This is a genomic window from Pseudomonas knackmussii B13 (assembly GCF_000689415.1).
GTDB classification, from domain to species: domain Bacteria; phylum Pseudomonadota; class Gammaproteobacteria; order Pseudomonadales; family Pseudomonadaceae; genus Pseudomonas; species Pseudomonas knackmussii.
Genome location: NZ_HG322950.1, coordinates 457,187 through 479,148, shown reverse-complemented (window position 1 = coordinate 479,148; position 21,962 = coordinate 457,187). Strand labels below are relative to the sequence as shown.

The following is a 21,962-nucleotide window of genomic DNA, read 5'->3' as shown; positions in this document are numbered from 1 at the left end:
TGTACTAAAGTTGATAGCGTCAACTAAAATAAGAAAAATAACCGAGCCGATCAATCGGCTTTACATTCCGTTTACTCGATCTCTGCCATGACCCGCTCCCTGAATCCCGACCTGCCCCTGAGCCTGATGGCGCTTTTCGACCATATGCGCGCCAGCCTGCTGCAGGGCCTCAACGCCCAGGGCATCGACCTGGCGCCGCCGGACATTCGCCTGCTCGAACTGATCGGCGCGAGCGAAGGCCTCAATCTGCAGGACGTCGGCCGGCAGATGTGCCGCGACAAGGCACTGATCACCCGCAAGGTGCGGGAAATGGAGGAGCGTGGATTGGTCCGGCGCGAACGCAATCCGGACGACCAGCGCAGCTTCCAGCTGTTCCTCACGGACGCCGGCAAGGCGGTGGACAGCCTGACCCAGCGCATCCTCGCAGAAACCCATGAAAACCTCTTTGCGCCACTGAACGACGCCGAGCAGGCAACCCTCGCCACCCTGCTGCGCCGCTGCCTGGACTCGCTGCCTGGCGAAGACGGCGCCTCCTGAAACGAAAACGCCGGCATTCGCCGGCGCTCCCATCGCATTGCGCTTACTGGCGCACACCCTCGACCGACAAGGTCAGCTCGACTTCCTGGGAAGCCGGGCCGAGGTCGCGCTGGATGTTGAAATCCTTCAGCTTGAGCGTGGTGGTGCCGAGGAAACCGGCGCGGTAGCCACCCCACGGGTCGTCGCCCTGGCCGATCAGCTCGGCCTTCAGGGTGACCGGCTTGGTCACGCCGTTCAGGGTCAGGTTGCCGGCGATCTCGGCCTGCTTGCCTTCGACTTTCACCCCGGTGGACTCGAAGGTCGCGGTGGGGTTCTTGCCGACGTTGAGGAAGTCCGGGCTGCGCAGGTGCTTGTCGCGCTCGGCGTGGTTGGTGTTCACGCTGGAGGTGTTGATGGTCACCTTGACCTTGTCGGCGGCCGGGTTCTTCTCGTCGTAGGTGAAGGCACCGTCGAAGTCATCGAAGCGGCCGTAGACCCAGCTGTAGCCCAGGTGCTTGATACGGAACTCGATGAAGGCGTGCTGGCCTTCCTTGTCGATCTTGTAGTCGGCGGCCATGGCCTGGCCGGCGGCAAACAGCGCGGAACCCAGGGCCAGCGCGGCGATTGTCTTCTTCAGCATGGTGCATCTCCTTAGTGCAGCGAGGTTGGATCAATCCTTGGCGCGACCGAGCATGCGCACCAGGGTCGCATCACGGTCGAGGAAGTGGTGCTTCAGCGCCGCCAGGACGTGGAGCACGGCGAGGACCACCAGGGCCCAGGCCAGGTAGAGGTGGATGGCCCCGGCCACGTCAGCCTGCTCGTGCAGGCCGCTGATCGTTGCGGGGACGTCGAACCAGCCGAAGACGCTGATGGGTTTGCCTTCGGCGGTGGAGATCAGGTAGCCGGCGATCATCACCGCGAACAGCAGCAGGTAGATGGTCAGGTGGCCGAGCTTGGTGGCCTTGCGCACCAGCGGACTGTGATTGGCCGGGGCCGGCGGCGACGGACTGACGAAGCGCCAGAGCACCCGCAGCACCAGTGCGATCAGCAGCAGGATGCCGATGCTCTTGTGGATTTCCGGAGCCCGGTGATACCAGGCGTCGTAGTAGTCCAGTTCGCGCATCCACAGCCCCAGGGCGAACAGACCGAAGACAGCCAGAGCGCTGCCCCAGTGCAGGAAAAGACTGACCAGACCATAACGGGAGGGCGAGTTACGCCATTGCATCTAGAGGTTTCCTGACAAAGCCGGACCAGCAAGGCTAGCGGCAAATTCATCGAATGAAAGTGGAATTTCCTGCTTTGAAACATCGATTCACAAGATAGCTTTGCCACCTAACGACCGTTCCAAAGCCTCCACAGGATATTTCCTACAACACCTTCCCAGACGAACTTATTCGCCAACGTTGGCGCCACAACGAAAAAGGGCGCCTTTCGGCGCCCTCTTTCTATGCGGGGAAGTCTCCCACTGCGGTTCAGAACAGATCGGTGAACCAGGAGAACATGCCCTTCTTCTTGCCATCGGCAGCGACGGTGGTGGCCGGCGCCTCGGCAGCCTTGGCCGGTGCAGCGGCCTCGATGCTCACGCTCTTGCCGGCGGCCAGGTCGCGGACTTGCCCAGCGGCGCGCTTACCGCTGCGCAGGGCGCCTTCGATGGTGCCCGGATAGAGCGCATCGGTATGCTCGCCGGCGAATGCGACACGTGCCGACGGCTGCTCCCAGACGCGCCAGAAGCGGCTGATCTGGCCCGGACCGAAGGCCAGGTAGGAACCGCCGGTACCGACGTCGGTGCTGTAACGACGCAGCTCGTAGCCGTCGAAGGCACCGCGCATCTTCGGATAGAACTTGTTCATGCGGATCAGCACCTGGTCGACCATTTGACGGTCGCCAAAGGCCTGCATCACCCGCGCGTTGTCGCCGGACAGGTTGATCAGCACGTTGGCCGCGCCCTTGAGCGCCGGCTCGACCCAGATCATGCCCAGGCCCTGGTCGCTGTAGATCTCGCCGGAGAGACGGGTCTTGTCGTCCCAAACCGGGCGCTTGAACTTCATCAGGATCTGGTCGCGCCAGCCGTAGTTGGTGTCCCGCAGCGCGGACTGCTGCTTGGCATCCAGGGCCGGGGTCAGCTGGATCTGGCCGAGTGCGCGCAGCGGTACGGCGAGAACCACGTAGTCCGCCTTGTAGCTGGTGGCGCCCGCTTTGACGGTGACGCCGTCCTTGTCCTGCACGATGGCCGAGACGCGGGCGTTGGTCTTGATGTTCTTCAGCTGCTTGACGAAGGCCTGGGCCAGCACCTGGCTGCCGCCGGGCAGGCGCTCGGCGCGCAGGTCGCGATCGTCGACGCCGCGATAGACCCGGCCCTGCTGGGCGAGGTACAGCAGCGACAGACGCGACGGCTCGTCGTAGTGCGAACGGATGCGCTGGTTGACCAGCATGCGACCGGTGGGCGACAGGTTCAGCTTGTCCAGCCAGCGCGCGACGTTCATCTGGTCGAGCGCGAACAGGGTCTTGTTCGCCAGCGGGTTCAGCGGGTCTTCGACGGACGCCGACAGCTCGTCCAGCGACTTCTCATAACGCTTCAGGTCAGCCGCCACGGTCGGCAGCTTCTGCTGCAGGTCGGCATTGCTGTAGTAGATGCCGTCGATCAGGTAGCCCGGGGTACGCACGAAGTCCGGCGCCGGCACCGACTTCAGCTTGAAGGTATCCAGGTAGCTATTGAGCGTCGGCTGCACCTTGGCGCTGCCCAGCCACTCGCTGGTCGCCAGGCCCGAACGGCCGCCGATGCTCGGCTTGGCCTCGAGCAGGGTCACGTCCCAGCCCGAATGCTGCAGTTCGTAAGCGGCACTCAGCCCCGCCAGACCGCCACCCACGACGATCGCCGTCGGTTGTTTGTCCTTGCCCAGCGCCACCACGCTCAGCGCCGAAAGCGCCAGCAAACTGGCCGCGCGCAGCCATCCCATTTTCATCGTGCATCCCCCAGCATGTTGCAAAGGCGCGCAGCATACGCCAGCGCCCGAGGAGCGGCCAGAGGCCGCCATCTGCCGTGTGTCGCGGCGCCCGCCTTGTTCATCGAAGAGGCATTGCATAGGCTTGCCCGACTTCTAGAGGAGACAGCTCATGGGCCTCAACGCCGAGTGGATGCAGCGCGACCTGGCGGTGCTCTGGCACCCCTGCACGCAGATGAAAGATCACGAACGCCTGCCGGTCATCCCTATCCGCCGCGGCGAGGGAGTGTGGCTCGAGGACTTCGAGGGCAAGCGCTACCTGGATGCGGTCAGTTCCTGGTGGGTCAACGTGTTCGGCCACGCCAACCCGCGCATCAACCAGCGCATCAAGGACCAGGTCGACCAGCTGGAGCACGTGATCCTCGCCGGCTTCAGCCACCAGCCGGTGGTCGAGCTGTCCGAGCGCCTGGTGCGCCTGACGCCGGAAGGCCTGTCGCGCGTCTTCTACGCCGACAACGGCTCCTCGGGCATCGAGGTGGCGCTGAAGATGAGCTACCACTACTGGCAGAACATCGGCCAGCCGAGCAAGAAGCGCTTCGTCACCCTGACCAACAGCTACCACGGCGAAACCGTGGCGGCGATGTCGGTCGGCGACGTCGCGCTCTTCACCGAGACCTACAAGTCGCTGCTGCTCGACACCCTCAAGGTGCCCAGCCCGGACTGCTACTTCCGCGCCGAAGGCCAGAGCTGGGAAGACCACTCGCGGGTCATGTTCGAGCACATGGAGCGCACCCTGGAGCAGCATCACCATGAGGTGGCGGCAGTGATCGTCGAGCCGCTGATCCAGGGCGCCGGCGGCATGCGCATGTATCACCCGATCTACCTCAAGCTGCTGCGCGAAGCGTGCGATCGCTACGGCGTGCACCTGATCCACGACGAGATCGCCGTCGGCTTCGGCCGCACCGGCAGCATGTTCGCCTGCGAGCAGGCCGGCATCACCCCGGACTTCCTGGTGCTGTCCAAGGCGCTCACCGGCGGCTACCTGCCGATGGCCGCGGTGCTGACCACCGACAAGGTCTACCAGGCGTTCTACGACGACTACTCGACCCTGCGCGCCTTCCTTCATTCGCACACCTACACCGGCAATCCGCTGGCCTGTACGGCAGCCCTGGCGACCCTCGACATCTTCGAGCAGGACCGCGTCATCGAGGCCAACAAGGCCCTGGCCGCGCGCATGGCCTCCTCGACCGCGCACCTGGCCGACCACCCGCACGTCGCGGAAATCCGCCAGACCGGCATGGCCCTGGCCATCGAGATGGTCCAGGACAAGACCAGCCGCGCCGCCTACCCGTGGCAGGAGCGCCGTGGCCTGAAGGTCTACCAGCACGCCCTGGAGCGCGGCGCCATGCTGCGCCCGCTGGGCAACGTGGTGTACTTCCTGCCGCCGTACGTGATCACCCCGGAGGAAATCGACTTCCTCGCCGAAGTCGCCAGCGAAGGCATCGACATCGCCTGCCGCGACAGCGTCAGCGTGGCGGTGAGCGGCCTTTACCCTGATCACCGCGATCCGGGCTAGCGGGCACGGGTAGCTATAAGCGGCAAGCCGAAGGCTTTAGACTTGCCGCTTTCCACTTGCCGCTTGCAGCTGCCCTTATGCGCCTCTCCCGTTTCTTCATCGATGCTCCCCTCTCCCTCGGCCAGCACGAACTGCCCGAAGCCCAGGCCCACTACATCGGCCGCGTGCTGCGCCACGCCGTCGGCGATGCTGTGCAGTTGTTCGACGGCTCCGGCCAGGAATTCCTCGGCGAACTGATCGAAGTCGGCAAGAAGAGCGTGCGCGTGGAACTGCGCGAGGCCTTCGCCGGCCTCGCCGAATCGCCACTGCGGATCCACCTCGGCCAGGGCCTGTCGCGCGGCGAGCGCATGGACTGGGCAATCCAGAAGGCCACCGAGCTGGGCGCCTCGGAAATCACCCCGATCATCAGCGAGCGCTGCGAAGTGCGTCTGAAGGACGAACGCGCCGACAAGCGCACCGCGCATTGGCGGCAGATCGCGATCAGTGCCTGCGAGCAGTGCGGCCGCTCGGTGCTGCCGCAGATCAACGCCCCCATCACCCTGGCCGAATGGCTGCAGGGCGTCGAGGCGGAACTCAAGCTCGTCCTCCACCCAGTCGCCGAGCCGCTGGTAAGCCACGCGCCGCCGGCCAGCCTGGCCTTCCTCATCGGCCCCGAGGGCGGGCTGAGTGACACGGAAGTCGAGCAGGCACGCGCTGGCGGCTTCCTTGCGGCCCGTCTCGGCCCTCGCGTACTGCGCACGGAGACGGCTCCAGTGGTCGCGCTGAGCGTGGCGCAGCAGCTCTGGGGCGACTTCTGACCGGTCAGATCCCGCGCAGCGCCAATCCGGCCAGCCCCAGCAACAGCACGCCGCAACCGGCATAGCTGACCCTGTGCCAGAACAGCGAGGTGTTGCGCCGCAACCAGTCCACCAGGCCGGCGCACAGGAAGCACCAGATCAGCGACGAGAGCATGAAGCCGGCGAAGAACACCAGCGATTGCGCCTGGCTCGGCGCCCCCTCGACGATGCCCGCCAAGGCGCTGCCCAGCGCGCCCCAATAGACGATGTTCTTCGGGTTGGACAGGGAAATGGCTGCGCCGGAAGCGAAGGCATTGCCGTTGGCAGCCGTCGCTTCCGCCTCGCCCAACGGCGGGCGCCAGGCATCGCGCAGGCCCTGGATACCAAGCCACGCCAGGTAGGCGGCGCAAGCCAGGGTCAGCGGCACACGGACCTGGTCGTGGGCCAGCAGCAACGCCAGTCCGGTCAGCCCGACCAGCGCCCAGACCGCATCGCCGATCAGCGACCCCAGCTGCACCAGCAGTGCCGGACGGAAGCCGCCGGTAAGTCCGCGACGCAAGGTCTCGCTGAACACCGCGCCGGGCGAAACGTTGAAGGCGAATCCGAACAACAAGGCGGCGAGGAAGATGGCTAGCACGGCGAAAGACTCCAACGATCAGCGGAAGGCCGATTGTCGCCGGTGGTCGCAGGAAAAACTTGAACCGGATTGCTCAGCTGCGCAGCACGCGCTGATAACGCCCTGGACTGACACCATAGGCGGCGTGGAAGTGCCGGGTCAGATGGCTCTGGTCGGCAAAGCCCAGCGCGTGCGCGGCATGCCCGACGGAATGGCCGTCGCGAAGCAGCGCCAGCGCCCTCCGGGTGCGCAATTGCATGGCCCACTGCCGTGGGCTCATGCCCGTGTGCTGCTTGAAAGCACGCAGCAGGTGGAATTTGGAAACCTGCAGCTGAGCGGCCATCTCGTCCAGCCCGAGGGGTTCGCAGAGGTGTTCGGCCAGCAGCTCCTGGAGGCGCTCCACCGGCCGCCGACCCAGCGCGGAAACGCGCGGCAGATGGGTCCCAACGTCCTGCGCAAGCTCCCCCAGCACCAGGGTCAGGCGCTCCTCGCCCCGCTCGCCGACGAAACTGTCTGGAGCCAGCACCTGCTCCACCGCGCATGAAAGCTCGGCGGCCAGATGTGGGTGATGCAGCACCGGACGGTCGAAGGCGACACGCTGCAAACCCAGGCATTCGGCCAGCGTGGACTCGGGCAGGTAGAGGCTGACAAAGCGCCAGGGCTCGCCGTCTGCGGCACCGCCGCCCTGGATCTGCCCGGGGTTGTAGACCGTGATGTCGCCAGGGCCGGCCGCGAAAGTACGGCCATCCAGCCAGACCTGCTCTGCGCCGCGCAGGTTGGCACTGATGACGAATTCGTCGTGGCTGTGCTTGTCGAAACGGTGCCCGCTCAACTCGGCGCTGGCGACTTCGAAATCGCCCAGCCAGGCATGCCGCAGCGCCACACCGGCCTCAGAGCAATCCGAGGTCGGCGAGCTTCTGTTCTAGCGCGACCAGGTCGGGAATCCGCGCCACGTCGTCGCCGATCTTCACTGCCGCCAGCTCGAGCGGAGCCAACTCCAGGTCGGCGCGCGCCAGTTCCGGCCCGACCTTGCAGGAGCGCGGAATACCCTGGGCCAGCAAGGCCAGGAACTTCACATGGGGACGGCCACCCAGCGCGTTGAGCACTATCACACGGGCACCGTGGCCGATCTGCGCGTGGCCGTTCGACGCGGCCTCGAAGGACAGCAGCGGCAGGCGCAGGTCGCGCCAGGCCACCTGGCCGAGGTACCAGGCCGGAAGGCCCGGCTGGGCTTGCGGTGCACGGTAGGGAATCAGCTCGGCTACTGCCACGTTGGGCAGCAGCAGCGTGCGGTCGGCCAGAGGCACCAGCAGGCCGGTCAGGCTGGCCGGGGAATCGCCCACGGCCGGCGGATTGGCGACGGCGGCCGGCTCGGCTTCCTGGCGCACGGAAAGATCGTTCATGACTCCACTCCGGTGGCCGCACACTGCGCGGCCAGATGGTTGACCAGGGCCGCGGCGAGTTCGCGCGGTTCGGCCGAGAAGCTGCTGTAGCCCCCTTCGCGGAGGCTGTCGGGCATGCTCGAACAGGCACAGCTGTCGGCACGCTGGGTCCAGATCTCGGCGCCCTGGCGGCGTACGTAGGCGGCGGCGGCGCTGCCGTCGCTGCACATGCCGCTGAAGACTATCACCCCGCAGCGGCTACCGAAGCGCTGGGCCAGATTGAGCATCATCTGGTCGATGGACGGACTGTAGGGCTCTGGCCAAGCACGCTCACCCAGGCGCATGCGGCCATCGTCGGCGAAGCCCAGCTCCTGACGCACCGGCACCACCACCACCTCGCCACAGCGCAGCCAGTCGGCGTCGCGCGCCGGATTGACGTGCCATTGGCTGTGCCGGCCGACGGCTTGCGGCAGGTTCGCCTCGAAGGCCGGGTCGATGTGCTGCGCATAAAGGAACGCCAGTGGCAGACCTCCAGGCAGTGCGTCGAGGAAAGCCTTGACCGCAGCCGGACCACCCAGCGAGGCCGCCAGCAGCCAGACCTGCCGCGCCGGCTCGCCGGCCTGCAGCGGCGAAGCCGCGAGGTCTTCCGGCAGGGCGATGCGAGTGGGTCGTTGTGCCTCGGCGAGCAGCGCCTCCAGGCTCTGCGCGACGTTTGCACTGGGGTCGCCGACCAGGCGGCGCAGCTTGCCGACCAGGCGCCGTTCCCAGCGCGGATAGTGTTCCGAGTGCCGTTCCGGAGCGTGCCCCTCGCCGAACAGCACCGGCACGCTGGACTGCTCCAGCAGGCTGTCCACCAGAGGCGAGTCCTCCTGCTGGGCCAGGTCCACCAGCCACAGGTCGGTGTCGCACTCCGTCAGTTGCGCCTCGTCGACCCGTCCCGGATCGGCGTTGAGCACCACGCGATAGCCGTGGCCGATCAACGCCTGCTGCAGCACATGGCGCTGCAGCGAAGTGTCGGCCAGTACCGCGATCCTTGCGCCAGCCTGTTCAGACATGGGCTTTCACCAGTTCTTGGATGCTGTCGAGCAGCTCGGATTCCTGATAGGGCTTGCCCAGGTACTGGTTGACGCCAATGGCCAGGGCGCGCTCGCGGTGTTTCTCGCCGGTCCGCGAGGTGATCATGATGATCGGCAGGTCCTTCAGGCGCTCGTCGTGGCGCACCAGGGTCGCCACCTCGAAGCCGTCCATGCGCGGCATCTCGATGTCCAGCAGCATGATGTCGGGCTTGTGTTCCTGCAGCTGGGCGATGGCGTCCACCCCGTCCTTCGCGGTCAGCACGTTCATGCCGTTGCGCTCCAGCAGGCGGCTGGTGACCTTGCGCACGGTGACCGAGTCGTCCACCACCATGACCAGGGTCGGCCGCAGTTGCTCGCTGTCCGCCGGAGCGGACGGCAGCGCACGACGTGGCTGGGTATGCAGGGCCAGGGTTGCCAGGCGCGCGCGGATGGTTGCCAGGAGGTCGAGAATCACCACCACGCGCCCGTCACCGAGGATGGTCGCGCCGGAGATCCCGCTGACCCCGGCGAACTGCGCGCCCAGGCTCTTCACCACGATCTCGCGGGAGCCGGCGAGCGCATCGACCTGCACCGCCACCGCGTGCTCCGCGGAGCGCACCAGGATCACCGGCAGCGGCAGCGACTGGCCGACCAGCTTCGGCTGCTGCCCGTTGTTCAGCAGGTCGCCGAGGTATTTCAGCTCGTAGTCCTGTCCGGCGTACTCGAAACGTGGTGCATGGCCATCGACCGCGGCGCCTTCATAGAGCGCTTCCAGCTCGTACGGCGAAACGCGGACGATGCCTTCGATGGTGTTCAGCGGGACCGCGTAGAGGTCTTCGCCGGAGAGCACCATCAGCGCGCGGTTCACCGACACGGTGAACGGCAGGCGAATGGCGAAGCGCGTGCCCTGCCCGGCGTCCGAATGGATGTTCATCGAGCCGCCGAGTTGCTTGACCTCGGCGTTGACCACGTCCAGGCCGACACCGCGGCCGGAAATCTGCGTCAGCTTCTCGGCCGTGCTGAAGCCGGCTTCGAGAATGAACTGCAGCACTTCGAAATCGGACAGATCGGCGTCGGGCGCCATCAGGCCACGCTCGATGGCCTTGCGGCGCACCGCATCGAGGCGGATGCCACCGCCGTCGTCGGCGAGCGTCAGGAGGATGTCGCCACCCTCGCGGCCAAGGGTCAGGCGGATGCTGCCGACCTCGGGCTTGCCGGCGGCGCGACGGACGTCGGCCGATTCGATGCCGTGGTCGACGGCGTTACGCAGCATGTGCTCCAGGGGCGCGACTATGCGCTCCAGCACGGTGCGGTCCATTTCGCCGTCGGCGTTACCGACGATGAAGTCGACCTGCTTGCCCAGTTCGCCGGCAACTTGCCGGACGATACGCCGCAGACGCGGCACCAGGCGGTCGAAGGGCACCATGCGGGTACGCATCAGCCCTTCCTGCAGTTCGGTGTTCACCCGCGCCTGCTGCAGCAGCAGGGTCTCGGCATCGCGGTTCTTGGTCGCCAGGGTTTCCTTGAGGTCGAACAAGTCGGAAGCCGATTCGAAGAGGGCACGCGACAGCTGCTGCAGTTGCGAGTAGCGGTCCATCTCCAGGGGATCGAAGTCTTCGTAGCCGGCGCGCTCGGCGTCGGCCTGGTGGCGCGAGAGAATCTGCGCCTGGGTTTCGGTGTCGAGGCGGCGCAGCTGGTCGCGCACCCGCTCGATGGTCGCTTCCATTTCCGCCAGGGTCGAGCCGACATCGCTTACCTGCTGTTCGACGCGACCACGGAAGATCGAGGTCTCACCGGCCAGGTTGACCAGGCTCTCCAGCAGCGGCGCCGGCACCTTGACCAGCTCTTGCGGAGCGCGGCGTGCGGCGGCGGCTTGCGCTGCCTCCTGGGCACGCTGAACGAAGGGCAGGACCTTCGGTGCTTCGCTACGCACCGGCTCGGCAACGGCCATGAGCGCACCGCCGGGCAGCGACGGCGCGCGCACCATCGCCTCGATCGGTTCCGGCAGCTCAGGCTGCTCCAGCACTTCCTGCAGGCGCGGCGCAGCCTCGGCCTCGACGGCGGCATCGGCCTCGTCGATGCGCTGGCGCAGGGTATCGACCTCGCTCTGCAGCCCTTCGAAGCCCGACTGCACGTCCAGCAGCAGGCTGTCCGGCCAGGGCGCGCCCTGGCGCTGGGCATCGGTAAGGTGCTCTTCGAGATCATGGGCGAGGTCGCCGAGACTGACCTGCCCGGCCAGGCGCGCGCCACCCTTGAGGGTGTGCAGGATGCGCAGCAGTTCATCGAGCGCGCCGTGGTCGCCCTCGGCGTCCCAGCGGCCCAGTGCCTGCTCCATGCCTTCGAGGAGGTCATCCGCCTCTTCGAGGAAGATGTCCAGGATGTCCGCTGCCGGCTCGTCCAGCAACGGCAGGCGGTCCATCAGCGGCTGCAGGCTGACGCTGGAGGGAACGTTCAGTTGCTCGTCGGGATTGCTACGGAAGTGGTTGATGGCCTCGATCAGCGCAGTGCCGTCGGGCACGGCACGATGCGCCTGAACAGCTTCCAGCATTTCTGCCAGGCGGTCATGGCAGCTCTGTAGCAGGCCGAACAGCTGCGAACTGGCGCGCAGACGGCCGGCGCAAAGCGCTTCGTAGAGGTATTCCAGCTCATGGGCGAGATCGCCGATGGGGCGAATCTCGGCCATGCGCGCGCCACCCTTGAGGGTATGCAGGTCGCGCTGCAAGGCTTCGAGTTCGACGCTGTTGTCGACATTGGCCATCCAGCGCTGCAGCTCGCCGGCAGCGCTTTCGAGAATGTCGAAACCCTCTTCCAGGAAGATTTCCACCAGCTCCTGGTCATGCACCTCGAAGCTGCTCTCGACGGCGGCCGGTGGCGTGATGGCCTCGGCTTCGGCCCGAGGCCTCGAGCGCCTCGGGCTCGCTCTCCGCTTCGTCGAGGAAGGTCTGCAGATCGACTTCCTTGAGCGGCGCAGGCTCGACCTCGACAGCCGGCTCCGGCCACTCGACGACCTCCGCCGACAGTTCTTCCGCGACCTCGGGCAGCAGGGCCACTGCTTCGGCTTCGGCTTCGGCTTCGGCTTCGGAGGCAAGCTCGGGGGCGGCGGCGGACTCAGTCAAGTCCGCCGTCGGGTTGTTGCGGAAATTGCGAATGCTCTGGATCAGCGCCGCCGGATCGACCAGCACCTGGCCCGCCTGCAGCTGATCGAGCTGCACGGCCAGGCAGTCGTGGCAGGCGTGGAGCAGGTCGGCGAGACCGGCGGAAGCCTGGAATCGACGATCCAGCAGGCCTTCGTAAAGCGACTCCAGCTCGTGGGAAAGATCGCCGATCTCGCGGATGTCGGCCATGCGTGCGCCACCCTTGAGGGTGTGCAAGTCACGCTGCAGCGTCGACAAGGCCGCCAGGGTCTCCGGCGCCTGGCGCCATTGTTCGAGGGCCTGGCCGGCACTTTCGAGGATATCGACTGCCTCTTCGAGGAAGATCGCAACCATCTCGTCGTCGAGCACACGCGACGGAGCGCCCGCGACTTGCAGGTCGACCACGCCGGTCGCTTCGCTTTCCGGCTCGCGCGACTCGGGCGCTTCGGCTGGCCAGTGCAGGCCTTCGGGCAAGTCTTCCGGCGCCGTGGGACGCGGGTTGAGCAGCAGCTCTTCGTCCTCGGCGGGGAAATCTTCCGCGGTCAGGGCATCGAGATCGATGAACTCCTCTTCGACCTCCGGCAGCCCGGCCAGCGGCGATGCAGCTTCGGCTTCGGCTTCGGCTTCGGCTTCGGCTTCGGCTTCGGCAGCGGCTTCGGCTTCGGCTTCGGCTTCGGCTTCGGCTTCGGCTTCGGCTTCGGCTTCGGCTTCGGCTTCGGCTTCGGCTTCGGCTTCGGCTTCGGCTTCGGCTTCGGCTTCGGCTTCGGCTTCGGCTTCGGCTTCGGCTTCGGCTTCGGCTTCGGCTTCGGCTTCGGCTTCGGCTTCGGCTTCGGCTTCGGCTTCGGCTTCGGCTTCGGCTTCGGCTTCGGCTTCGGCTTCGGCTTCGGCTTCGGCTTCGGCTTCGGCTTCGGCTTCGGCTTCGGCTTCGGCTTCGGCTTCGGCTTCGGCTTCGGCTTCGGCTTCGGCTTCGGCTTCGGCTTCGGCTTCGGCTTCGGCTTCGGCTTCGGCTTCGGCTTCGGCTTCGGCTTCGGCTTCGGCTTCGGCTTCGGCTTCGGCTTCGGCTTCGGCTTCGGCAGGCTCGTCTTGCAACGGGTCGGCGTCCAGCAGACCGAGCAGCGCAGCCACTTCGCGCGGGCAGGGCGAAACCTGCAGGGCGGCCGCCACCTGGTCCATCATTCCGATCAGCGCTTCGTGCGCCTCCTCGGCGGCGGAGAAGAAGGCTTCACCTACTTTCAGGCGGCCCTGCTGCACAGCCTCGTAGACCGCCAGCAACGCCTCGCAGAGTTCGTTCATCTGCGGCAATTCAGCCTGCTGCGCACCGCGCCCCAAGGTCGCGAGTTCATCGCGCAGCGCGCCCAGTTCGAGGCGCTCCTCGGGGTGCTCGCGCCAGCGACGCAGCAGGTCTTCGGCGTCGAGCAGGATATCCATGCCCTCGGCGAGGAACACGCCGAGCATGTGTGGATCGGCCACTTCAGTCGCAGTATCGCCGCGACGTTGAGCCGCGACGGCGTCCAGGCGCTCCTGCTGGATCTGCGCGATACGGGCGAGCAGTTCGTCGCTGCCCTCGATCGGCGCCAACGGCTGGCGGGCGCTGAGTTGCTCGAGTCCGGCGCGAATCAGGCGCTCGGACTCCTTCAGCAGTTCGGCTTCGCGCAGGTCGATCTGCAGCAGGTTGGTCTTGAACTCCTTGACCAGCCGCTCCAGCGGCGTGGCGATATCGGCAATCGGCAGAATGCCGGCCATGTGCGCGCTGCCCTTGAGGGTATGCAGCGCGCGCTGCAGGTCGTCTGTGACGGCCTGCGGCAATTCGCGATCGCAGTCGGCGAGGAAGTGCACCAGGGTCTCCAGGTGCGCTTCGGCCTCGTTGCGGAAGATTTCCAGCAGTTGCGGATCGAGCGCCTCTTCACTGTCCTCGGCGTCCACATCCGCGCTTTCCGCGACGGTCTCGGCCTCTTCATCAGAGGGCTGCGGCTGCGGCGGCAGCGGCTGCCCCTTGGCCAGGGCGTGCGCGGTGGCGGCCAGCAGATCGACATCATCGCGCTGGCGCTGGGCGCTTGCGGCGTACTCTTCGACCAGCTCGGGCATCAGAGCAACCACATCGCCCACTACCTGCAGAACGGCCGGATGCGCGCTAATGCTACGGTCGAGCACGCGGTTGAGCAGGTTCTCGATCGACCAGGCCAATTCGCCGATGACCAGCGCGCGGACCATCCGTCCGCTGCCCTTGAGGGTGTGGAAGGCGCGGCGGATCTCGGTCAGCGCCTCGCGGTCGTCACCGTCGGCGTGCCAGCGCGGCAGGTATTCGTGGATGGTTTCCAGGACCTCGCCGGCTTCCTCGATGAAGACTTCGCGCAGGTCGTCATCCACTGGCTCCTCGTCGGCGGGCGGCGGCAACAGGCTCGGCGGCACCTCGCGGGCGGGCGGGTTGATCGCCTGGGTCGGCGCGGCCATCACTTCCGCGAGCGAAAGGGGCTTCTCGACGACTTCGGCCACCTCAAGGGCGGCGGGCGGCGACGGCAATTCGACCTCGGGGAGATCCAGGGCGGCCATGTCCAGGGCATCCCAGGCCTGCTCGGCGGCGCTTGGCTGCTCCTCGGAAACCAGCGTCTCGAGAGGGATTTCTTCTGCCCAGGATTCCAGCGTCGGCAGCTCGGCGGGTTGCGACTCCAGCGCCTCGAAGGTCACGGGCTCGTCAGCGCCGGACAGGGCTTGCTCAGCTGCCTCGTTGCCTGCTGCAGGCGCGAGTGCCTCCAACTCGATGTCCCAACTCAGTTCGGCACCGGCGCCAATTGCCGGCTCGCTCAAGGCTTCATCGGCCAAGGGCAGTTCGGCGCTGGCATCCAGCGCCGGCAGTTCATCGAGGGTCCAGCTCGACCCCAGGGTTTCGCCTGGCGCGCTGAAAGGTTCTTCGGAAATGCTCCAGGCTTCGTCGTCGACCGGCGCCGCGGGCGAGTCGAGCGACGGCAGTTCGTCCAGGCTCCAGGTCTGCTCGAGATCGTTCGGCGCGGCAACGGGGGCCGGCTCTGCCAGCTCCCAGCCGGGTTCGACAGCTTCCGTCGACTCGCCAAGCGTGGAGAAGTCGACGACCTCCGGCAGAGGCTCAACGGTCGGAATGGCCGACAGTTCCTCCGACAGCGCCCAGTCCGACTCACCGGCCGCTTCGACCGGGGCGTCCAGCGGGGCATCCAGGCTCAGGTCGACGCCGGCTTCGGCGGCCTCGACCGGCTTGCTTTCCGCCAGGGTCCAGTTGTCATCGGAAACCAGCAGCTCCGGCTCGCTCTCGGTGAACGACGCCCCGTTCGGGGCCTCTGCCTCAGCAGCAGTTTCGTTGGCCGCGGGCAGCTCCCAGGCGATGTCGATATCTGGAGCAGCGGCGAGCTCCTCCTCGACCACCGGCAGCTCGAAGATCGGTGCGTCCGCCAGCGGCTCAGCTTCGGGCAGCTCAGCCTCGACAGGCTCGAGCGGCGCTTCAAGGCCCTGCTCCAAGGCAGCTTCGGCAGCGCCCATGGCGGCCAATGACGCGATTTCGTCCAGCGCCTCTGGCTCGATGACCGGCGGCAGGTCGAGGATCGAGGGACGCGGTTGCGACGGATAACCGAGGGCGCCCAGGCTTTCCTCGGCGACATCGAGAATCAGCTCGCCCGAGCTGCTCTGGTCCTCGGACAGGCGCTCGAGGTAGTACTCGACCCCGGTGATGGCGTCGGCCAGGGTGTCCAGGCTCTGCCAATCAGGCACGGCCTTGCGCGCCAGCAACTGCTCCTGGATGTAGCTGTTGCACGACTCCAGCAGCTTGGCCGCGCGCGGTTGGCCGATCATCGCCATGCCGCCGCGGACTTGGGTCAGCAGCTCCGGCACGCGAGCCAGATGCTCGTGATTCCACTGCGAGGCGATGAACTCGATGATCGCGTCCTTGGCCAGCTCCAGGCCATTGCGCGCTTCCCGGATCACCACCTGGTGGATCTGCTCGACGTCGGTGGTCGGCAGACGGTTCTCTTCGCTGCCCTGCTCTTCGGCGGGGCCGGCCATGCCAGCCAGGGTCGCCTCGACATAGAGCAGCGCACCGGCGACATCCATCAGGGTCGCGTCGCTGGGCTCGCGCCGGCCAGCAGCCAGTGCATCGACCACATCGATCTGGTCGAGGATCACCTTGCGCGGCTGGCCGAAGCCGAGCACCGCAAGGGTGTCGGCGATCTGTTTGAGCGGAGTCACCAGGCCCTTGAGTTCAGCCGCTGCGGAACGGTCGCTGCGCACGAACAGGTCGAGGCTGTCCTTGATGCGAACGAGTTCCTCGCACAGGGCGCCGACCACCGAGCGCATGGCGTCGCGGTCGGGACCGGCCAGGCGCGCACGTTCCTCGTCGACCACTGCAGCACCCGGCAGGGCTTCGTCCAGGCGGTACTCGTCCTTGACCGCACGCACCTTGGGCGTCTGGTCCGATGCCTTGGCGACATAGAAAAGCAGGTTCTTCACCAGCTCGTCCGGCGCCGGCTGGTTCATGCCTTCGACGCCCTGCTCGACCAGGCGTTTAACCTCGCGGTCGACCTGGCGCAGCAGGTTGCGAACAGTAGTACCGTTGGCGACGCTGCCGTTGGCCAGCCCCTCGACGATGGCCGAGGCGATAGTCCACAGGCGACCGAGCGGCGCTTCAGCGCACAGCGTTTCGAGGCGAGCGAAGACGCGCGCCATGTAACCCAGGTTGGTGGCCAGATCCTGGTTGCGCATCACGCCAACCAGCGCGACCTGCAGCATCTGCCGCAGCTTGCGCAGCAGGGCTGGCAGCTCGGCGGTCTGCAGCCGGGCCAGCGCATCTACCGGCAGTACCGGCTTGCCGTGGGACAGGTCGGGGGCGAACAGACTGGTTTCCGAAAGCAGCTTTTCGCCCCGCGCGGCGCGAAGGTCGTTGAGCAGTGGCAGCACGACCATCGGCAGGTCGCGGCGCGCGCTCTGGATGCGATCGAGGTAGACCGGCAGTTGCAGGATGGCCTGCATCAGCACTTCCAGCGCCTCGCCCTGGCTGGGGGTGCGCTTGTCGATCAGGGCCTGGGTGAGCTGCTCCATTTCTTCGGCGAGCAAGGCTGCGCCGTAGAACTCCACCATCTGCAGAGTGCCACGCACCTGATGCACATAGGCCAGGCAGAAGCCCATGCGCGTCGGATCCTGCGGATTTTCGACATAGGACTCCAGAGCCTGCCGCGCTTGCTTGAGCGTTTCGGCAATCTCGCCTTTCACCCATTCGAGGGCGACATAATCGTGCCGATCACCCATAGCCACTCCACTCATGTGTCTGTGTCATCCCTTGCGGGTAAAGGCCAGAACGCGCTCATCGGCCACCGGTTCAAGCTCCGGGTGGCGCCAGTCGACCACTTCACCCGGGCCCACCACCAGCAATCCTCCCGGCGCCAGGCGCTCGGCCAGGCGGTTGAGGATTTCCCGGCGTCGCCAACGGCGGAAATAGATCAGCAGGTTCTGACAAAAGATCACGTCCAGGCCGGACATAGGCGCCTGCGCCAGTTCCAGCACGTTCAATCGCGTACAGCAGACCCGCTCGGTCAGTTCCGGCAGCACCCGGAAGCGGCCCTCGGACTCCTCGCGGAAGTAGCGCTGCGCCAGCTCCGCGTCGACATCTTGCAGCTTGCGTGCCGGGTACAAGGCTTCGCGCGCCTTGCCCAGCGCATTGAGACTGATATCGGTGCCGGTCACCCCGTAGAGCGCCGGCAGCTCCTGCTCACGCAGCACCTCGGCAACAGCCATCGCCAGCGAGTAGGGCTCCTCCCCGCTTGAGCAACCTACGCTCCATAGCGCGAGTGGCCGGTCCAGACCAACCAGGCGGCCGCGCAGGTACTCGACCAGAAGCTCGAAGGACGGCCGATGGCGAAAGAAGCGGGTCTCCTGGACGGTCAGGCGATCCAGCAGGTTCGACCATTCGACCGCACCGCGCGGGCCGTCAGTGACCTGGCGGTAATAGCTTGCGTAGTCGTTGATGCCCAGTTCGCGCATGCGCGCGCCCAGGCTGGTCTGCAGGAAGGCGCGGCGCTGCTCGTTGACCACGACGCCGGTCCGATCCTCCAGCAGAGCCTGCCAGTCGCGGAACTCCGCTGCCGACATGTCGGCCAACGGCTGCAACGACCAGACGCCCGGTGCCTGCATGTCGCGCCCCTCGCTCAAGGCTTTCGCGCGCGGCCCCTCTCAGGGCCGCGCACCTCCTGCTCAGGCCTGTTCCAGGTCCGGCAGCTTGAAGCCGGACACCGAGTTGCGCATCTCGCTGGCCATCTTCGCCAAGTTACCGATGCTGCGCGCAGTGGCGGTGGTACCGGCGGAGGTCTGCGAGGTGATCTCCTGGATCACGTTCATGGTGTTGGAAATGTGGCCGGCCGAAGAGGCCTGCTGACGGGCGGCGTTGGAGATGTTCTGGATCAGCGCCGCCAGGGTCTTGGATACCTTCTCGATCTCTTCCAGGGCCACACCGGCGTCCTGCGCCAGGCGAGCACCGCGGACCACTTCGGAGGTGGTCTGCTCCATCGAGATCACCGCTTCGTTGGTGTCGGTCTGAATGGTCTTTACCAGCGCTTCGATCTGCTTGGTCGCCGCGGAGGAACGTTCCGCGAGGCGCTGTACTTCGTCCGCTACCACCGCGAAGCCACGGCCCGCGTCGCCGGCCATGGACGCCTGGATCGCGGCGTTCAGGGCGAGGATGTTGGTCTGGTCGGCGATGTCGTTAATCAGGCTAACGATGTCACCGATCTCCTGGGACGATTCACCGAGGCGCTTGATCCGCTTCGAGGTGTCCTGGATCTGCTCACGGATGTTGTCCATGCCGGTGATGGTGTTGTGCACCACCTCGTTGCCCTTGTTGGCGATGGCTACCGAACGTTCCGCTACCGCGGAGGATTCGCTGGCGTTCGCCGATACCTGGTCAATGGACACCGCCATCTCGTTGATCGCCGCGGATGCGCCGGCGATTTCCTGCGCCTGGTGCTCGGAAGCCTCGGCCAGGTGCATCGCCGTAGCCTGGGTTTCCTGGGCGGCGGCGGCCACCTGCACGGCGGTCTGGTTGATGGTTTCCACCAGCTCGCGGAGCTGGTCGATGGAGTAGTTGATGGAGTCCGCGATGGCGCCGGTGAAGTCTTCGGTCACGGTCGCGGCCACGGTCAGGTCACCGTCCGCGAGGTCGGCAATTTCGTCGAGCAGACGCAGAATCGCCGCCTGGTTACGTTCGTTCTTTTCCGCGGTCTCGGACAGCCGGCGGTTGGTTTCACGCACCATCACCAGGCCAATGAGGATGATCGAACCCAACGCGATGATCGCCAGGGCGATGTTGGCGAACTGGTTCAGGTGACGGCCACCGGCCAGGTTCTCGAAGCCGTCGGCCAGCTTGGACGCCTTGTCCAGCAGGGTTTGCGAGCTGGTGAAGATGGTGTTCGCCGATTCACGCACCTGGAACAGCTCAGGCGAGGTCTCGAGGATTTCGTCCACCGAGCCGGAAACGAATTCGAACAGCTCGGAAATCTCGTTCAGGCGGTCCAGCGCCTCGGCGTTGGTCACCTTGGTGATGTTCATTGCCGCGTTGCCTTCCTTCATGCCTTTCAGCACGCGGCCGAAGAGGCTGGCGTCGCGACCGAAGCTGTCGGCGGCCTGCACCGAGTTCTCGTCGCCGGCGAGCACCTTGTTCACCGAGCCGAGGATACGTTCGGCGAGCAGCGATTGGCGCTGGGCTACCGCGACCTGCTCGGCCGGGGCGCCGTTCTCCAGGAGGATGTCCACGACTTCCTCGTAGGTGACCTGCAGCTGCGGGATGGTTTCGGCGAGGGTCGCTGCCACCTGGTGCAGGGACAGTACGGTCTGCTCGCTGGCGAGGATGGAGTCGGTGTTCTTGCGCAGCTGGTCCCAGTCCTTCTGCACGTCGGCCATCTGCGGCTGAACCATCGCCGGGCTCGGCGGCAGGCCGGTGGTTTCGTCACCCTTCTGCAGCACGTTCCAGCGTTTTTCGAAGTCGTTGCGTGCTTCTTTCAGCAGCTTGAACGCCTCGCTCTTGCCCGCCGCCGCTTCGGTGGCGTTCTTCGCGATACGCTGCGAGAGCACGCGCAGTTCGCCGGCGTGGCCGATGTACTGCTTGTCGTGGTTCGACTGCGTGTTGAGGTAGGCGAAGTTGGCGAACAGCAACACGATCGCGACGATCAGAACGATGAACAGCACCGCGATCAGTGAGCTGCTACGCGCGCCCGAAAAGAGATTGCCAGTCTTGATTTTCTTCATATGCGGCCCCCGCCTGGACCTACCACGCTTACGATTTCCATGTCTCGACTAAGGGCCGGAGTCCCGACCCAACCGGTTCCAACTAGCTTGCGACTTCGAGGAAGCCCGGGTGCTGTGCCAGCACGTGTGGGCTGAACACCAACCAGGGTTGCTCCCGATGGAAGACACCATGGATGAATGGCTGCAGCGCGGCCTCCAGAGGTGGCAGCTGTTCGCTGAATGTATCCACCGGGAAATGCTGCATACCGAATACTTCGTCGACGATCAGTCCGGCGAATACCTCGCCATGCTCGACCACCAGCACCCGACGCTGTTTGCGCAGGGCCGACAGTTCGGCACCGAGGAAGCCACACAGGTCCATGATCGGCAGCAGGCGGCCACGCACGTTGGCCACGCCCTTTACCCAGTCGCGCACGCCCGGCAGCAAGGTGTAGCGGGGTTCATGGAGAACCTCGGCGACCTCGCCCATGGGTGCGACAAACAGCCGGCCCGCCATGCGGAAGCCGATACCGTTCCAGCTCTGCACGACCTCGCGCTGCGCGGGCAGGCCCGCAGCCAGGAGGCGGCAACGCTGGTCGATTTCATAGAGGAGCTGGAAGGGAGTCTGGACTTCCGACATGCCGGCCCTGGCCTTTTTTCTAATAGTTATTAGCGCGCCGTCCGGCTTCAGCCGGCCAGCACTGCATTGATGGTCTTGAGCAGGGTGTCTTCGTCGACCGGCTTGGTCAGGTAGTCGCGCGCGCCCTGGCGCTTGCCCCAGACCTTGTCGGTTTCCTGATCCTTGGTGGTGACGATGATGACCGGGATGGCACTGGTTTCCGGGTCCTTGGACAGCTGCCGGGTGGCCTGGAAGCCGTTCAGCCCGGGCATGACGATGTCCATCAGGACCACGTCCGGCTTTTCCTGGCGAGCCAGGGCCACGCCGTCGGCGCCATTTTCCGCCTTGAGTACCTGATGCGAGTGCTTCTCCAGCATCGCGGTCAGCTTGTACATCTCGGTCGGCGAGTCATCAACAATCAGGATTCGAGCCATGGGGTTCCCCTAGGAAAAGGCATCACCGGCACAAAGGCCGGACATCAGGAAGCTTGCTCCACCGGGGTGAAGTCGGGCACATGGGTCTTGATGGCGCCGAGCAGCTCTTCCTTGCTGAAAGGCTTGGTGAGGTACTGGTCGGAGCCGACGATTCGACCCTTGGCCTTGTCGAACAGGCCGTCCTTGGAGGACAGCATGATCACCGGGGTGGATTTGAAGGCGCTGTTGTTCTTGATCAGGGCGCAGGTCTGATAGCCGTCGAGTCGCGGCATCATGATGTCGACAAAGATGATGTTGGGATGGGTATCGGCAATCTTCGCCAGAGCGTCGAAGCCGTCGATCGCCGTGATGACGTCACAGCCGACTTTCTTCAGCAAGGTTTCCGCGGTGCGACGAATCGTTTTGGAATCGTCGATCACCATTACCTTCAAACCATCGGAATGCTGTTCCATGTTCGCCCTTAGCATCTCGGTGAATCGTTACTGTCTTATATTCAGTGCGCTAACGCCCTGCCACCGTCGGGCTGCGACCCAATCGTCGGAGTCTTTTAGCACACTCTCCCCGTTCCATCCATAACACCCCGGAGGCACCGGCTTTTCCTTGACCGGGATCGCCTCCAGCGCCACTCTGAGCGTCCTTTTCAGCCCTTTTCGGCGCGGTTTCTCGCCGCACCCTGCCCC

Annotated in this window: 15 protein-coding genes and 2 pseudogenes; 3 read left to right on the top strand and 14 right to left on the bottom strand. The window is 65.8% G+C overall.

The genetic code is table 11. The annotated features are described in order from the left end of the window. Positions 1-87 precede the first annotated feature (87 nt). Positions 88-537: a MarR family winged helix-turn-helix transcriptional regulator gene (locus tag PKB_RS02190; protein ID WP_043248660.1), complete on the top strand. Its 450-nt coding sequence runs from the start codon at positions 88-90 to the stop codon at positions 535-537. Between the two features lie 43 nt (positions 538-580). On the opposite strand, the gene PKB_RS02185 is transcribed toward PKB_RS02190, so the two are convergent. The 3 genes from PKB_RS02185 to PKB_RS02175 form a co-directional block, all read right to left on the bottom strand. Then, the gene (locus PKB_RS02185) at positions 581-1,156 is read right to left on the bottom strand and encodes a YceI family protein (RefSeq protein ID WP_043248658.1); all 576 of its coding nucleotides are present in this window, start codon (positions 1,154-1,156) and stop codon (positions 581-583) included. A gap of 30 nt (positions 1,157-1,186) precedes the next feature. Beyond that, a complete protein-coding gene (locus PKB_RS02180) occupies positions 1,187-1,741 on the bottom strand; it encodes a cytochrome b (protein ID WP_043248655.1) in 555 nt (184 codons plus the stop codon). A gap of 247 nt (positions 1,742-1,988) precedes the next feature. Then, a complete protein-coding gene (locus PKB_RS02175; protein WP_043248653.1) occupies positions 1,989-3,479 on the bottom strand; it encodes a flavin monoamine oxidase family protein in 1,491 nt (496 codons plus the stop codon). A gap of 151 nt (positions 3,480-3,630) precedes the next feature. Between PKB_RS02175 and PKB_RS02170 the strand changes: the two genes are divergently transcribed. Both PKB_RS02170 and PKB_RS02165 read left to right on the top strand, forming a co-directional pair. Continuing rightward, positions 3,631-5,034: an adenosylmethionine--8-amino-7-oxononanoate transaminase gene (locus tag PKB_RS02170; protein ID WP_043248651.1), complete on the top strand. Its 1,404-nt coding sequence runs from the start codon at positions 3,631-3,633 to the stop codon at positions 5,032-5,034. 77 nt (positions 5,035-5,111) lie between these two features. Next, entirely contained in the window at positions 5,112-5,831 is a 720-nt protein-coding gene (locus PKB_RS02165; protein ID WP_043248650.1) for a 16S rRNA (uracil(1498)-N(3))-methyltransferase, read from the top strand. Between the two features lie 4 nt (positions 5,832-5,835). Here the strand turns inward: PKB_RS02165 and PKB_RS02160 are convergent, their stop codons facing one another. The 11 genes and pseudogenes from PKB_RS02160 to pilG all read right to left on the bottom strand — a co-directional run bounded on the left by PKB_RS02160 (position 5,836) and on the right by pilG (position 21,734). After that, a complete protein-coding gene (locus PKB_RS02160; RefSeq protein ID WP_043248647.1) occupies positions 5,836-6,447 on the bottom strand; it encodes a LysE family translocator in 612 nt (203 codons plus the stop codon). Positions 6,448-6,520: 73 nt separating this feature from the next. Then, the gene (locus PKB_RS02155; protein WP_084166554.1) at positions 6,521-7,309 is read right to left on the bottom strand and encodes an AraC family transcriptional regulator; all 789 of its coding nucleotides are present in this window, start codon (positions 7,307-7,309) and stop codon (positions 6,521-6,523) included. A gap of 7 nt (positions 7,310-7,316) precedes the next feature. Further along, positions 7,317-7,829, bottom strand: a complete 513-nt coding sequence (locus tag PKB_RS02150) for a chemotaxis protein CheW (RefSeq protein WP_084166553.1) — start codon at positions 7,827-7,829, stop codon at positions 7,317-7,319. Next, positions 7,826-8,863, bottom strand: coding sequence for a chemotaxis protein CheB (locus tag PKB_RS02145; protein ID WP_043248645.1), 1,038 nt, complete (start codon positions 8,861-8,863; stop codon positions 7,826-7,828). The genes PKB_RS02150 and PKB_RS02145 overlap by 4 nt, the downstream gene beginning before the upstream one ends. Continuing rightward, positions 8,856-12,651: pseudogene (locus tag PKB_RS30680) on the bottom strand (hybrid sensor histidine kinase/response regulator); the annotation flags it as partial. The gene PKB_RS02145 and the pseudogene PKB_RS30680, both read right to left, overlap by 8 nt. 441 nt (positions 12,652-13,092) lie before the next feature. After that, positions 13,093-17,262 (bottom strand): annotated as a pseudogene (locus PKB_RS30675) (FimL-related protein); the annotation flags it as partial. 24 nt (positions 17,263-17,286) lie between these two features. After that, complete coding sequence (locus PKB_RS02130) at positions 17,287-18,144, bottom strand: protein-glutamate O-methyltransferase (protein ID WP_043248641.1); 858 nt, start codon at positions 18,142-18,144, stop codon at positions 17,287-17,289. Between the two features lie 60 nt (positions 18,145-18,204). Further along, positions 18,205-20,250 (bottom strand): methyl-accepting chemotaxis protein, encoded by a 2,046-nt coding sequence (locus PKB_RS02125; protein WP_043248639.1) that lies wholly within the window; start codon positions 20,248-20,250, stop codon positions 18,205-18,207. 82 nt (positions 20,251-20,332) lie between these two features. Then, positions 20,333-20,869, bottom strand: a complete 537-nt coding sequence (locus PKB_RS02120; RefSeq protein WP_043248637.1) for a chemotaxis protein CheW — start codon at positions 20,867-20,869, stop codon at positions 20,333-20,335. A 47-nt stretch (positions 20,870-20,916) separates the two neighbouring features. Beyond that, positions 20,917-21,282 carry a twitching motility response regulator PilH gene (gene pilH, locus PKB_RS02115; protein ID WP_043248635.1) on the bottom strand — a complete coding sequence of 122 codons (366 nt, stop codon included), beginning with the start codon at positions 21,280-21,282 and terminating at the stop codon, positions 20,917-20,919. Positions 21,283-21,326: 44 nt separating this feature from the next. Then, positions 21,327-21,734, bottom strand: a complete 408-nt coding sequence (pilG, locus tag PKB_RS02110; RefSeq protein WP_009615249.1) for a twitching motility response regulator PilG — start codon at positions 21,732-21,734, stop codon at positions 21,327-21,329. Between the last annotated feature and the right edge of the window lie 228 nt (positions 21,735-21,962).

Bases quoted from the DNA above. Each gene is read 5' to 3' on its own strand.
- PKB_RS02190 (WP_043248660.1), top strand. From the start codon at position 88: ATGACCCGCTCCCTGAATCCCGACCTGCCCCTGAGCCTGATGGCGCTT.
- PKB_RS02185 (WP_043248658.1), bottom strand. From the start codon at position 1,156: ATGCTGAAGAAGACAATCGCCGCGCTGGCCCTGGGTTCCGCGCTGTTT.
- PKB_RS02180 (WP_043248655.1), bottom strand. From the start codon at position 1,741: ATGCAATGGCGTAACTCGCCCTCCCGTTATGGTCTGGTCAGTCTTTTC.
- PKB_RS02175 (WP_043248653.1), bottom strand. From the start codon at position 3,479: ATGAAAATGGGATGGCTGCGCGCGGCCAGTTTGCTGGCGCTTTCGGCG.
- PKB_RS02170 (WP_043248651.1), top strand. From the start codon at position 3,631: ATGGGCCTCAACGCCGAGTGGATGCAGCGCGACCTGGCGGTGCTCTGG.
- PKB_RS02165 (WP_043248650.1), top strand. From the start codon at position 5,112: ATGCGCCTCTCCCGTTTCTTCATCGATGCTCCCCTCTCCCTCGGCCAG.
- PKB_RS02150 (WP_084166553.1), bottom strand. From the start codon at position 7,829: ATGAACGATCTTTCCGTGCGCCAGGAAGCCGAGCCGGCCGCCGTCGCC.
- PKB_RS02145 (WP_043248645.1), bottom strand. From the start codon at position 8,863: ATGTCTGAACAGGCTGGCGCAAGGATCGCGGTACTGGCCGACACTTCG.
- PKB_RS02130 (WP_043248641.1), bottom strand. From the start codon at position 18,144: ATGCAGGCACCGGGCGTCTGGTCGTTGCAGCCGTTGGCCGACATGTCG.
- PKB_RS02125 (WP_043248639.1), bottom strand. From the start codon at position 20,250: ATGAAGAAAATCAAGACTGGCAATCTCTTTTCGGGCGCGCGTAGCAGC.
- PKB_RS02120 (WP_043248637.1), bottom strand. From the start codon at position 20,869: ATGTCGGAAGTCCAGACTCCCTTCCAGCTCCTCTATGAAATCGACCAG.
- pilH (WP_043248635.1), bottom strand. From the start codon at position 21,282: ATGGCTCGAATCCTGATTGTTGATGACTCGCCGACCGAGATGTACAAG.
- pilG (WP_009615249.1), bottom strand. From the start codon at position 21,734: ATGGAACAGCATTCCGATGGTTTGAAGGTAATGGTGATCGACGATTCC.